At 43.3% G+C, this 12,790-nt stretch carries 12 protein-coding genes and 1 pseudogene; all 13 read right to left on the bottom strand.

Annotated elements, in window-relative coordinates:
- Positions 1-157, bottom strand: a pseudogene (locus FKX92_RS12280) (DUF6287 domain-containing protein); the annotation flags it as partial.
- Positions 158-228: 71 nt separating this feature from the next.
- Positions 229-1,164 carry a helix-turn-helix domain-containing protein gene (locus FKX92_RS10380; RefSeq protein ID WP_125348464.1) on the bottom strand — a complete coding sequence of 312 codons (936 nt, stop codon included), beginning with the start codon at positions 1,162-1,164 and terminating at the stop codon, positions 229-231.
- A 353-nt stretch (positions 1,165-1,517) separates the two neighbouring features.
- Positions 1,518-2,435: a diacylglycerol/lipid kinase family protein gene (locus tag FKX92_RS10375; RefSeq protein WP_049553464.1), complete on the bottom strand. Its 918-nt coding sequence runs from the start codon at positions 2,433-2,435 to the stop codon at positions 1,518-1,520.
- A gap of 161 nt (positions 2,436-2,596) precedes the next feature.
- On the bottom strand, positions 2,597-3,250 hold the full coding sequence (locus tag FKX92_RS10365; protein ID WP_125348462.1) for a CPBP family intramembrane glutamic endopeptidase: 654 nt from the start codon (positions 3,248-3,250) through the stop codon (positions 2,597-2,599).
- Between the two features lie 21 nt (positions 3,251-3,271).
- Positions 3,272-3,973, bottom strand: coding sequence for a CPBP family intramembrane glutamic endopeptidase (locus tag FKX92_RS10360; RefSeq protein ID WP_149566265.1), 702 nt, complete (start codon positions 3,971-3,973; stop codon positions 3,272-3,274).
- Positions 3,970-4,512, bottom strand: coding sequence for a DUF3267 domain-containing protein (locus tag FKX92_RS10355; protein WP_002897931.1), 543 nt, complete (start codon positions 4,510-4,512; stop codon positions 3,970-3,972). Before FKX92_RS10355 ends, FKX92_RS10360 begins: the two co-directional genes overlap by 4 nt.
- Positions 4,513-4,540: 28 nt before the next feature.
- A complete protein-coding gene (locus FKX92_RS10350) occupies positions 4,541-5,305 on the bottom strand; it encodes a DUF3169 family protein (RefSeq protein ID WP_149566264.1) in 765 nt (254 codons plus the stop codon).
- 97 nt (positions 5,306-5,402) lie between these two features.
- Positions 5,403-5,612: a helix-turn-helix transcriptional regulator gene (locus tag FKX92_RS12250; RefSeq protein WP_009659847.1), complete on the bottom strand. Its 210-nt coding sequence runs from the start codon at positions 5,610-5,612 to the stop codon at positions 5,403-5,405.
- Between the two features lie 156 nt (positions 5,613-5,768).
- A complete protein-coding gene (locus tag FKX92_RS10340; RefSeq protein ID WP_149566263.1) occupies positions 5,769-6,911 on the bottom strand; it encodes an acetylornithine transaminase in 1,143 nt (380 codons plus the stop codon).
- 2 nt (positions 6,912-6,913) lie between these two features.
- Complete coding sequence (argB, locus tag FKX92_RS10335; RefSeq protein ID WP_149566262.1) at positions 6,914-7,651, bottom strand: acetylglutamate kinase; 738 nt, start codon at positions 7,649-7,651, stop codon at positions 6,914-6,916.
- Positions 7,652-7,662: 11 nt separating this feature from the next.
- Positions 7,663-8,856: a bifunctional glutamate N-acetyltransferase/amino-acid acetyltransferase ArgJ gene (gene argJ / locus FKX92_RS10330; protein WP_149566261.1), complete on the bottom strand. Its 1,194-nt coding sequence runs from the start codon at positions 8,854-8,856 to the stop codon at positions 7,663-7,665.
- A gap of 17 nt (positions 8,857-8,873) precedes the next feature.
- Positions 8,874-9,896, bottom strand: coding sequence for an N-acetyl-gamma-glutamyl-phosphate reductase (gene argC / locus FKX92_RS10325; RefSeq protein ID WP_149566260.1), 1,023 nt, complete (start codon positions 9,894-9,896; stop codon positions 8,874-8,876).
- A gap of 241 nt (positions 9,897-10,137) precedes the next feature.
- Complete coding sequence (alaS, locus tag FKX92_RS10320; protein WP_149566259.1) at positions 10,138-12,756, bottom strand: alanine--tRNA ligase; 2,619 nt, start codon at positions 12,754-12,756, stop codon at positions 10,138-10,140.
- Positions 12,757-12,790: the final 34 nt, after the last annotated feature.

Here is a 12,790-nt window from a genome sequence, read left to right as displayed (position 1 = left end):
TCGCTTCAGATTTGTCATCTGATTTAGAAGTTTGAACTGTTTGACTAGAGCTACTACTTTGAGATAGCTTCTTGTCCTGCTGTTTACTGCAAGCACCAAGCAAGATAATAGAAGAAGCGAGCGCAGTCGCAAGAAACATTAATTTTGCATTTTTCATAAAAGGACCTCCTTTAGGTTTGCCTAATTATAACACGAAAGATTTTGCCAAAACAGGACATAAATGTCCTGTTAGCCTTGATGATAGAGCCGAAGTTCTTTATTCCACTCCTCAGACATTTTTTTAGATAGAAAAGTATGACCTAACAATCTTGCCAGCGTCAGTCCCTCTTCGTAGTATTGTTGAGCCTTTTCCTCGTCCTTGTGTACAAAAAGCTCATATTCTCCCTCTAACATTCTTATCAGCGGTTTCTTTTGATAATCCTCTGTCAATTCCATGATTATATTAAGTTTATTGAGTGTATCTTTTGTATAAATGAACTCTTTTCGCTCGCACTCAATACCTGGAATTGTCAGTAGAGCATCTCGCATGAGAAAGAGATATTCATTTGGAATGTAGTCAACTGACTGCAGTAATCGCCGAGCAATTCTTGTATATAATTCCTTATCAAACTTAGCTGACCGAATCTCCTCTTCATCTCCCACATAGATCTGATAGAGCTGGATGTAGAGTAAATCATTCACGTCATAATGCTTTTTACTCTGCAAATCATCCAAATGCTGGGCAAAGAGAGTCATTCCATACTTATGGAAATTCTCAGAAGTATAGGTATAAATCTTTGATTGCAAGATATCCATTACATTCTGCTCAGCTTCTGGCAAATCATCATAATAAACTTCAAAAATCTCATCTATGATATGCTCCAATTCGGACAAGACTTTGGTATTGCCATAAGTGGTCGTCCGAATCAGCTTATACTTCAAGCGCTCGTAATCAGCAGGTAGAGCGGCATCTTCTTTTTTACTTCCTGTCAAGGTTGCCAAATCAACCTCTAGACAGGAAGCAAGATATTCTAAAGTAGAGAGAGTCGGCTGGGAAATGCCGGACTCCAAACGCGTTAACTGCCGTATAGAAAGCTTTGACTCATCACCACACAGTTGCTCCTTGGTCCAGCCCCTATTTAATCGAAGCTGTTTCAAATGCTGTCCAAATTCTTTTCCTTGCATCGTCAATTCCCCTCCCAAATAAATCAGGAAACTTTTGCTTATGTTATCATGTTATTCTAGATTTATTATAGCATAATTAGAAAGATTTTACTAATAAAATTCTAAAAAGATTACTTCCTTTTCTCAGTGATGAAATCTACCTAACTGTTGCAACAGTTAGGTAGAGCGGAGCTATTGAGACCTTAGGCTCAATAGCTAGTCATGGAACTCTGCAGGAGGTCGCTGACGTCCGCCATCACTTGAGAAAAGTATGTAAATCTAAAAATTAGTATATTACAAGTATTAAAGGACCCCAAACTTAAAAGTTTAGAGTCCTTCTACCGTATTCTTTTTTGAGTCTAAACACAAAAAGACTAGCAATACACATTCAAGTGAGATGGCAAGACACGAATCGTTACTGGCAGTTGGTCGCCCTCATCTCCGTCAACGTTGACGCTGAGCTCTGCCTTATCATCAGCCAACTCAACTGTGATTTCCTTAAAGGTCAGATACTCGATATTATCACTTTCTTCTCCATTGCCCGAAATCAAATCCGGCACAGAAACCAAGGTGTCCAAGAGATTTTTATCCTTAAGATACAAGAGATGGAGCAAGCCGTCATTAACAGTGGCTTCAGGGAGAATACTCTCGAAACCTCCGATTGAGTTGGTAGAGCCAATCAAGAGTGTGCTGCTCTTTATCGTGCGCTCTTCTCCATCAATCTTCAAGTGAAATTCGTAAAAACTAGTATCCATCAATTGCTTAAAACCAGAGATAAAGTAGGCAAACTTGCCCCACTTGGTCTTGTCTTCTGAATCCACATTGTTAATCGACTCAGGAATAGTTCCAATGGCAACCACATTCATAAAGTACTGGTCATTAATCTTACCGATATCAAGCGGCTTGACTTTGTTGATATCCAGATTTTGGATGGCTTCTTCAGCGTCTAGGGGAATGCCGAGAGCACGCGCCAAGTCATTGACCGTACCAAGTGGAAAGAAACCAAAGGTCGGACGATAGTCTAGTTCAGCCAGACCGCTGATTCCTTCATTGACTGTTCCATCGCCACCCATGACAAAGACGCTGTCATAATGGTCTTCTGCGGCTTGCTTAGCAAAATCTGCTGCGTCTCCGCCTTTTTCAGTATGCTTAACCACTACCTCATCGAAACATTCTGCCAGCTTTTCTCTTGCCAAGTCTTCATAGGACTTGGCTTTTTCGCCTCCTGAGCTAGGGTTGACAATTAATAGGACTTTAGACATAAGGAAACCTCTTTTCGTTTGATAGCTTATTATACCATCTGGAAAACACTTTCACAAGAATTTGAAACTGCTGGCTTTCGAAAGACCAGAAAAGCAGTTTGGTATTTAAACTCCATTCCAAAGAAAAAAACTTCTGCCGTTAGACTTTACTGCCTAACTTTAGAAGTGCTGTCTTATATGTAGTTTTTCTATTAAAAGAAGACAATGAGAACAAAGGCAATTAGATTATTGGCCAAATGTAGGCCCATTGAGTAACGTAGGTCCTTCTTAGCTAGATAGCCTAGGCCAAAGATTGCCCCCAAGATGAAGTAAACGAGAAACTGGACTAGATTGCCCGGCATGTGCAGAAGAGAGAAAAAGCTGGCAGATACAGTTAAATAGAGCAGGATTTTCGCCAAGCTATTTTGGTCAGGAAAGAGAAACTTAGCCAAAAATCCTCGTGTCAGCAACTCCTCGAGAATAGGAGCAAAGATTACCATGTATAGAAAGGCAAAAGCTGGCTGCTGCTGAATCAACTCTACAGCAGTATTCTGATTTGCAGAAGATTCAATAGGAACGAGCTGCTGGAAGATGATAAAAGCAAGCAGGAGGACGCTGGGAAGCCAGATAGAACTGGTTAGCTTGGTATTTTTGATTTCCAGTTTCAAATCTTTCTGGTACCATTTCCACATGGCAAAAGAATAGAGACTTGCAAGTATGACAAAAATCGGCAAAATCAATAGTTGAGAAGTTCCTCCTGTCAGAGAGCCTATGGTGAAGAGAACTATAGCGGAAAATATATAGAAATAGGCCAAGAGGACAAGTATATAAAGGCCAAAATTAGTAAAGAACGTTTTTAATTTCATAGTGATTCCTTATAGATTGATTTACTTAAACATAGCTAGCAGCAGTATTATAGCCATAGGGAGATTGTTCAGGATATGAACCAACATGGAATCTTTTATATTCCCCCGACGAGCATAGGATAAATATAAAACCAGTCCAAGTGCAAAATAAATTGGAAACTCTGTCAATTGGGTGATATGAGGCAGGGTAAAGACCACAGAAGTCACAATAGCAGGCAAAACTTTTTGATTATTCTTGAAAAAGAAGGCAGTACCAAAACCGCGGAAAATTAATTCTTCCATGATAGGAGCGATAAAAGCAATCGTTGCAACAAAGAGCAAGGCAAAGAAGATATGCTGCGAAGACATCATTCCCCCTAGCCCTTGTATGGCGCTGTCATTACTGGTCTGGGAATTGCCGCTCAGGATGAGATTGAGATAAACACCGACAATAGCAGCCACTCTGGCAAGGAAAAAGAATAGAAAAGCAAAACCGATGTCCTTGCCAGACTGTTTGAATTTTTTCTTTTCTTCAGGCACATGCTTCTGATAACGCCGCCACAAGCTACGAAAAATCAGGAAAACTAAAATCAGATACAAGGCTACCAATAAGATTTCTGCATAAATAGGTAAATTCTTCCCGAGCCTTAAGAATAGCATTGGAGCAGCATTTATAAGGAGGCTAAGAGCAATTAAGCCTATCCATTTTACAAGTCCTAAAGCAGTTGATTTGAAGTTGTTCATTTTGTATTCTCCTTTTGATAAATATTGATACCGACTTCCGTATCCTCAACAGCAATATCTCCCTTCTGCTGGAGAATAGTGGCAGCGAGGAAAAAATCTCCTGCACAGCCAGCTGCATGGAAGCTAGCAAGGACGATATAAGAAGCCGCAGTTAAAATATGCAAGCCATAGATCAAGGTCAGGGCTAGGCTAATCAAAACGAAAGGTGCCAGGATAATGACGAGCATCCTTTTCCGACTGTAACGACTGCCTGGGCTGGTCGCATAGGCCATGCCACTCTTAAAACCAAACTTGACCTTGGTATTTTCATCTCCCAAGACCTTGAAGAAAAAGCCGTGGATTAGTTCATGGATGACCATTAGAACAAGGAGGTAGAGTAAGTCAAAGAAATGAAAAACTTCGCTGCCCTTGCCATACATCAGAATAGCAATCCAAGTAAAGAGGGCTAGAAAAGGGAAGATCAGCAATACAGCCGTTATATTCAGAGTCAGATTGACCTTTTTATTATGGATAAAATCAAGTTCTTTCAGTAGTTTCATAATTTCCGCCTTTCATCGGGAAATAAGCTTATTTGAAATATTTTCTTACCATTGGATAATACATAAGATTGATATAGATATGGATCACCACTAGGACGACAAAACCGGAAACGACATTGAGGGGGGTGAAAGTTCCCACTATCCCTAAAACAATATAGAGGATTGGCAGAAGTCTCTGATTTACATTGAAGAGAATAAGATAGCACTGTTCATAATTGGCTTGCAGCTCTGACTCATCATAAGAGAGGGCAAATTCTTTTATTTCCTTAGCAGTCGGAAAGGCTGATAGCTTATAGTGCCGCACCTTCTGAACTGTCTTTAAAAAGACAACTTGCAAAATAATATAAAGAAATGCAATCGCATAATCTATAAGACTCCACTGAAGCGGGCTCTTATGATTAGTGATATTCCCGATATAAACAACTCCAACTAAAATCGTAAAAAGAACGATAGCACTGCTGATATTAAAGACAATGCCCGCATATTCCAGATTTTTAAAGGTTAAGCGGTACCATTCATAATTCTTATCCTCATCTGCTTCTTTTTCATAGGCTTCATTGTATTTACGAGTCCGATAAATCAAGAAAAAGACCAATGGATAGAGGATGATAAGACTAGCCCGACCTAACTGGCGCAGCAGTTGAACAGTAAAAATAGTCGACCAACTGATGTTTTTTAGCAGACCAGTTTCAGAAAACAAAATAGACAGACCACCTATAAAAGCTCCAGCTAGCAATATAAGGACATTATATAAAACTCTTTTCTGTTTAGATATACGTTTTTGCTCTTTCACGACTTCTTCTCCTTTATTTTTTTACAATAGATGATACAAGAATGCTGAGGCTGAAGGACTGTTTTAGCTCCTGTTGAAATGAATCTTAATTGGTTCTTCATTCTGCTTCCTCCACCAGCCGAAAGACATTCTCAACGTTTTCATTGAAAATATGGGCAATCTTAAGGGCAATCACAATCGATGGGGTATATTCGCCTCTCTCTATAAGGCTGATTGTCTGCCTGGAAACACCGGCCAGCTTAGCCAGTTCTGTCTGGTTGAGACCGTCACGCGCCCTCAACTCCTTGAGTCGATTTCTAAGCTGCATCATAAACTCCTTATTTATTATTCTCCCTTGGATAAAATCATTGTAACAGATTCTTTTCTTTTTGACAAGTATCTTTGTCAAAAAAATAATAATCATTGTCAAAAATGCCTTTATCATAGACAAAAAAGAATCCAGCTCAAACTGAATCCTTTTCCTTTATTCATCTACTTCTGAAAATACTTCTTTCAAAATAGCAATCCCCTGCTGGATTTCCTCCCTGCTGATAGTCAAAGGCGGCAGGAGACGGATAACATTTTCTCCGGCTGTCAGGATAATCAAGCCTTTCTGACGAGCGGCTTCAACAATCCTTGACAGACTGGCACTTGTTTCAATCCCAATCATCATGCCCAGGCCTCGAACAGCAGAAATCTTTGGCTGGTCCTGAAAAGAAAACTGCAGCTGCTCCAGTAAGATGGCACTCTTAGACCTGACTTCTTCCATAAAGCCCGCCTCTTTCATTATATGCAAGGTCTCCAAGGCGGCTGCCATGGCTAATTTATTGCCACCAAAGGTAGAACCATGACTGCCAGGTCCAAAAGCAGGAGCCAAGCTTGATTTTCCTAATAGAGCACCTGCGGGTAGGCCATTGGCCAGACCCTTAGCCAGTGTCACAATATCCGGTATAATCCCATAGTGCTCAAAGGAATAAAGCTGACCCGTGCGCCCCATACCTGTCTGGACCTCATCAACAATCAGCAAAATCTCCTCTCGTCGGCACAAATCAGCCAAGTCTTTGACAAAAGCTGCTTCTGCTGGACGAACTCCTGATTCTCCTTGGACCAATTCCAACATGACAGCTGCCGTATCCTGATTGACCAACTTTTCTACGCTGGCAAGATCATTGTAAACCGCATAGCTGAAATGGGGCACCCCATCACCAAATCCTTCCTTAATCTTATCCTGTCCTGTTGCGGCCATAGCGCCAAAGGTCCGACCGTGAAAGGATTGCTGAAAAGTGATAATGCCTTGCTTGCCAGTAGCTTTGCGGGCTAGCTTAATAGCAGCTTCATTGGCTTCTGCTCCGCTATTGCAGAAAAAAGCTAAATAATCATAAGAACCTGCCAGTTCCTGAGCCACCTGCTCTTGCAGAGAGCTAAGATAGAGATTGGGACTGTGCCAGATGCGCCCTGCTTGCTGGATCAAAGCCTGCTGGACCTGCGGGTGAAAGCCGAGATTGGTTACACCAATCCCCGATGAAAAGTCCAAATAAGTCTTTCCCTCACTGTCAATCAGATAGGAACCCTCTGCTTTAACAAACTCAATAGGTGCCCTCTTGTAGTTTTCAAATAAATAAGTCATCGTTATCCCTCTGCTATCAAGGTGCCTGTCAAAAGATTGTCACCAATCAGAACCTGTCCGACACCGGAAAGCACAGTCTGAACAGCACTCTCAATCTTAGGAATCATGCCGCCCTTGATGACACCTTTCTGAATCTTCTTGGAAACCTGACTGGTCAGAAGCTGGGGCAGGACCTTTTTGTCCTCCAGAACCCCTTCTATATCTGTCATCAAGATCAGCTTCTCTGCCTGCAAGCAACTGGCAACTGCCGCAGCTAGATAGTCTGCATTGATATTTAAGAGCTCACCAGCTGCATTTTCTCCTAACGAAGCCAGCACTGGGACGATGTCCGCAACCAGCAGCTGCTCTAGATAAGCAGTTTGAATCGCCGTCACATCACCGACATAGCCATAGAGCTCTTTATCGATAAAATCTGCCGAAACTGTCTTTCCCAAATGAGAAGCCAACTGAACGCTTTCAATATCTGAGTCGTTCAGTTCTTGAGTCAGCGTCCGGCCGACTTGACCTAGCAGGGCCTGCTCAATGATGGGCAAGTCAGACTTAGCTGTCACCCGCAACCCCTTAACCTTGCGAGTAGGCAGCTGGCGCTCTTTCATGAGTTGGTTAATGACCAGACCGCCCCCATGAACGATCACGATTTTCTTACCAGCTGCTATCCATGCTTGCATTTGCTTGATAAACTTATCAGACAGCTTTTGCGCAGCAACACCGCCAATTTTTATAACAATCACATCTTTCATTGCATTTCTCCTTAGGTTCTATAGAGGGCATTGATTTTCACATAATCATAGGACAAATCGCAGCCCCAGGCCTGAGCTTCAGCGGCCCCATCGTGTAGGTCAATGGTCAAGGTCAGCAGCTCCCCAGCCATGACATCACTAGTCTCCTCGGGGTCAAAAGCCACAGGGCTAGAAGCCTGCATAACTGGAATCCCCTCAATCCAAATATCAATATTGTCTACTGAGACATCTGCTCCCGCATAGCCGATAGCTGCTAAGATCCGGCCCCAATTGGGATCTTGACCAAAAATAGCTGTTTTGACCAAGCTAGAGCCAACGACACTCTTAGCAATCATACGGCCGCTCTGTTCATCCTTTGCGTGCCGAACATTGACTTCAATCAGCTTGGTCGCTCCCTCGCCATCCTTGGCAATTTTCTTAGCCAAGTCAGCCATAAGATAGCGGAGCATCTTAGAAAACTTTTCAAATTCTTCCGTATCTGGCAGGATTTCTTCGTTTTGTCGGCAGCCGTTCGCCATGACTAATACCATGTCATTGGTCGATGTATCTCCATCCACCGTGATTTGGTTGAAAGTCGTCTCCACATGCTGACTGAGAGCCGCTTGCAAGGTAGCACTAGAAATATTAGCGTCACAGGTGATAAAGGCCAGCATAGTCGCCATATTCGGATGAATCATGCCCGAGCCCTTGGCCACCCCCGCCATAGTCACCAGGTCTGAGCCAAACTCTTCTGTGACTACACAGGTCTTGGTACAAGTATCCGTCGTTAAGATAGCCTCAGCAAAATCTTCTGCCTTGCCACTCACTAGAATCTGTGACAGACCATTTTTCAGAGCATCCATTGGAAGCTGCTCGCCGATGACTCCTGTAGAAGCCAGACCTACTAAGTCAGGCTCAATCTTCAGCTTTTGAGCAGTCAATCGCTGCATCTCATAGGCAGCGTCCAGTCCCTGCTGGCCTGTACAGGAATTAGCAACACCAGAATTAACCACTATTGCCTGCAATTTCTGGCTCTTTTGGATTGATGCTTTGGTCACTAGAAGTGGAGCAGCAATGACCTTATTGGTCGTATAGACTCCTGCCACACTGGCCGGCACTTCTGATACAATCCAGCCAAAATCCAACTTCTTTTTCTTAAAGCCAGCGTGTAAACCGTCAGCCGAAAAGCCTAGCGGACTGGCAATCGTTCCATCAATAGTTTTCATATCTAACCCTTTCTCATCTAGACATAGGACGGTTGACTGAGCAGGCCATCTGTTTCAGGAAAGCCCAACATCAGATTCATATTTTGAACCGCCTGACCAGCAGCCCCCTTGATCAGGTTATCCAGCACAGCCACTACAGTTAAAATGTTTGTTACAGGATTATAGTCAAAACCAATATCTGTATAATTAGTACCGACAACCTGATGCAGATTCGGCAGAGTAGCTTGGATACGGACAAAAGGCTTATCCTGATAGCATTCCTGGTAAATAGCAGCCAACTCTTCTCGAGTCAAAGGTTCTTTTAACTTGCAATAAACTGTCGCCACGATACCACGATTGAGCGGGATGAGGGAAGTTGAAAACTGAATCTGTTGCAATCCCTCATTAAAACGCTGCAACTGCTGCACAATCTCTGGAATATGCTGATGCTGATTCAGCTTGTAAGTCACATAGTTGTCATGCACATGGACAAAATGGCTGGATGCAGCTGGATTTTTCCCCGCCCCTGTCAAACCGCTCTTGGCATCGACAATAATAGAGTCCAGCTCAATAGCCTGAGCCTGCAGCAAGGGAATCAAGGCCAACTCTGTAGCCGTCGCATAGCAGCCGGGATTAGCAATAAATCGCTTCCCTCTGACATCTGTAAACTCAGACAGTCCATAAATAAACGCTTTTTGAAGATAGCCTTCAGCTGGCTCTTTCTGATACCATTTTTTATAAATATTCCCTGGCAAACGATGATCACCAGATAGGTCAATGACTGGAAATCCTGCTTCTACAAAGTCTTTTGACAAATCTTTAGCCACTCCGCTTGACGTTGCAAAGAAAACAAGATCTGCTCGTCGCATTATTTCCTGACTGTCGAAAGCTTCTATTCTCAGGTCGCAAATCCCCTTCAAATGAGGATAAAGCTCTGACACAGGAGCCTCCATATCTTGGCTGGCATGAAGGGAAACGACTTCTGCCTGCGGATGCTGCAGCAAAATACGGAGGAGTTCCATTCCTGAGTAACCAGTAATTCCTACAATCGAAATTCGCATATTTTTAAAACACCTCCGTATAAATATGCGTTTTATTTTACTCGTATATTTTCCCTTTGTCAAGTATTTTCTGTATTTTTATGCAATATTTTTGAAAATATCATTATTTATTCTAAAACAATTCATAATTTCTTGCCGAAAAGCGGCTTATTACCTTCACATATAGAAAAGTAAGAGAGCTAAGAGTACAAAAAAAGATCTGCCCAAAGAGCAGACCTTTTCATCTATCTGTTATCTAATATTACAACTTCTCAGCAACTGCTGCTAGCAGGTCTGGAATAGCTGATTGCTTGCTGCCGCCGGCCATAGCCATGTCTGGCTTACCGCCGCCTCGACCATCTACAATCGGTGCCAATTCCTTAATCAGATTACCAGCATGGATGTCCTTGGTCTTGCTGGCTGCAAGGACATTAACCTTGTCTCCAATTGCTGCGACCAGTATAAGAACATCTGAATAGTCCTTCTGCTTCCAAGTGTCCGCAAAGGTACGCAGGGCACCTGCATCAGAAACAGAGACCTGACTAGCAATAAAGCTATGTCCATTTGCTTCTTGAACATTCTTGAAGACTTCACCAGAGGCCGCTGCTGCTGCCTTTTCCTTGAGCTCTGCATTCTCTTTTTGCAGTTGACGCAGCTGCTCTTGCAGCGCTTCTACCTTGTGAGGTACTTCCTTGATTTGCGGTGCCTTGAGAGTCGCAGCGATAGCCTTGAGCGCCTCTTCTTCCTCACGGTAGGCTTCAAAAGCTTCCTTGCTGGTGACCGCCAAGATACGGCGAGTTCCAGATCCGATACCCTCTTCTTTGACAATCTTGAAAATACCGATTTCAGAAGTATTGCCTACGTGGGTTCCTCCGCAAAGCTCGACAGAGTAGTCACCGATGGTTACGACGCGAACTTCTTTACCATATTTTTCGCCAAAGAGCGCCATGGCACCCATTTCCTTAGCTTTGTCAATATCTGTCTCTACTGTCTCGATAGCAAGGGCTTCCCAGATTTTCTCATTGACTTCTTGCTCAATAGCGCGCAGCTCTTCTGCTGTCACCGCTTGGAAATGCGTAAAGTCAAAGCGCAGGAATTCTACTTCGTTCAGAGAGCCTGCTTGGGTTGCATGGTTACCAAGAACATTATGCAGGGCTGCATGTAAAAGGTGAGTTGCCGTATGATTTTTCATCACACGATGGCGACGGCTGTGGTCAATTTCCAGTTTATAGCTTTGACCGAGAGCCAGAGGAGCCAAAACTTCTACAGTATGCAAAGGCTGACCATTTGGTGCTTTTTGCACATCCGTAACTTGCGCTACCAGATTGCCTGCTCCATCAAAGATTTGACCGTGGTCGGCTACCTGACCACCCATTTCTGCGTAGAATGGTGTTTCTGCAAAGATGAGGGCAGCTGTTCCTGTCTCAACGGACTCTACTGCTGCATCATCCGCCACGATAGCAAGGAGTTCAGCTATCAGCTCTTCTTTTTCGTAATTAAAGGCACTTTCTACGGTGATGGCCTGCAAGGTTTCATTTTGCATGCCCATTGAGCCACCCTTGACAACAGAAGCACGCGCCCGATCCTGCTGCTCTTTCATAGCTACTTCAAAACCAGCCCGGTCCACAGTCATGCCTGCTTCTTCAGCGATTTCTTCGGTCAACTCCAGCGGAAAACCGTAAGTATCGTAGAGTTTGAAGGCATCTTGACCAGCAATAACAGTTTGTCCCTTAGCTTTCAAATCTGCCACAATTGTTTCTGCAAAGTGTTGACCAGAGTGCAGAGTACGAGCAAAAGATTCTTCCTCACTCTTGATAATCTTTTCGATAAAGTCTTGCTTTTCAAGAACTTCTGGGTAGTAGCTTTCCATAATCTTGCCCACAGTTGGAACCAGTTTGTAAAGGAAAGGCTCATTGATACCCAATTTTTGACCATGCATTGAAGCACGACGAAGCAGACGACGAAGGACATAACCACGGCCTTCATTTCCAGGAAGAGCCCCATCACCAATGGCAAAGGAAAGCGAGCGGATATGGTCTGCGATAACCTTGAAACTCATATTGTCGCCATCTTGGTCATAGACCTTGCCAGACAGTTTCTCTACTTCACGAATGATTGGCATAAAGAGGTCGGTCTCGAAGTTGGTCTTAGCCCCTTGGATAACTGCGACCAAACGCTCTAAACCTGCGCCCGTATCAATGTTCTTATGTGGCAATTCCTTGTACTCGCTACGTGGTACAGCAGGGTCAGCATTGAATTGTGACAAGACGATATTCCAGATTTCGATATAGCGATCGTTTTCAATATCTTCTTCTAAGAGACGGACTCCGATATTTTCTGGATCAAAAGCCTCACCCCGGTCAAAGAAAATCTCTGTATCTGGTCCAGAAGGTCCCGCACCGATTTCCCAGAAATTATCCTCAATCGGAATCAAATGACTAGGCTCAACGCCCATAGCAATCCAGCGGTTGTAAGAATCCTTGTCGTCTGGATAGTAGGTCATGTAGAGCTTGTCTTTGGGGAAATCAAACCATTCAGGGCTAGTCAAAAGCTCGTAAGCCCACTCGATTGCTTCATCACGGAAATAATCGCCGATAGAGAAGTTGCCCAGCATTTCAAACATAGTATGGTGGCGGGCAGTCTTTCCGACATTTTCAATATCGTTGGTTCGAATGGCCTTTTGAGCATTGGTAATCCGAGGATTCTCTGGAATAATAGTTCCATCGAAGTATTTCTTGAGAGTCGCTACACCAGAGTTAATCCAGAGCAAGGTTGGATCATTGACTGGCACCAAGCTGACAGATGGTTCTACTGCGTGACCTTTAGTTGCCCAAAAATCCAGCCACATTTGACGAACCTGAGCACTTGACATTTGTTTCATTTCTTTTTCTCCTTAATTTTTTTCTAAAAATAAT

It is taken from the genome of Streptococcus sanguinis (genome assembly GCF_008329445.1).
Lineage (GTDB): Bacteria > Bacillota > Bacilli > Lactobacillales > Streptococcaceae > Streptococcus > Streptococcus sanguinis_O.
Note: the sequence above shows the minus strand (reverse complement) of the source record. Positions and strands in the feature narration are given on the sequence as shown.

Bases quoted from the DNA above. Each gene is read 5' to 3' on its own strand.
- FKX92_RS10380 (WP_125348464.1), bottom strand. From the start codon at position 1,164: ATGCAAGGAAAAGAATTTGGACAGCATTTGAAACAGCTTCGATTAAAT.
- FKX92_RS10365 (WP_125348462.1), bottom strand. From the start codon at position 3,250: ATGAAATTAAAAACGTTCTTTACTAATTTTGGCCTTTATATACTTGTC.
- FKX92_RS10360 (WP_149566265.1), bottom strand. From the start codon at position 3,973: ATGAACAACTTCAAATCAACTGCTTTAGGACTTGTAAAATGGATAGGC.
- FKX92_RS10355 (WP_002897931.1), bottom strand. From the start codon at position 4,512: ATGAAACTACTGAAAGAACTTGATTTTATCCATAATAAAAAGGTCAAT.
- FKX92_RS12250 (WP_009659847.1), bottom strand. From the start codon at position 5,612: ATGCAGCTTAGAAATCGACTCAAGGAGTTGAGGGCGCGTGACGGTCTC.
- FKX92_RS10340 (WP_149566263.1), bottom strand. From the start codon at position 6,911: ATGACTTATTTATTTGAAAACTACAAGAGGGCACCTATTGAGTTTGTT.
- argB (WP_149566262.1), bottom strand. From the start codon at position 7,651: ATGAAAGATGTGATTGTTATAAAAATTGGCGGTGTTGCTGCGCAAAAG.
- argJ (WP_149566261.1), bottom strand. From the start codon at position 8,856: ATGAAAACTATTGATGGAACGATTGCCAGTCCGCTAGGCTTTTCGGCT.
- argC (WP_149566260.1), bottom strand. From the start codon at position 9,896: ATGCGAATTTCGATTGTAGGAATTACTGGTTACTCAGGAATGGAACTC.
- alaS (WP_149566259.1), bottom strand. From the start codon at position 12,756: ATGAAACAAATGTCAAGTGCTCAGGTTCGTCAAATGTGGCTGGATTTT.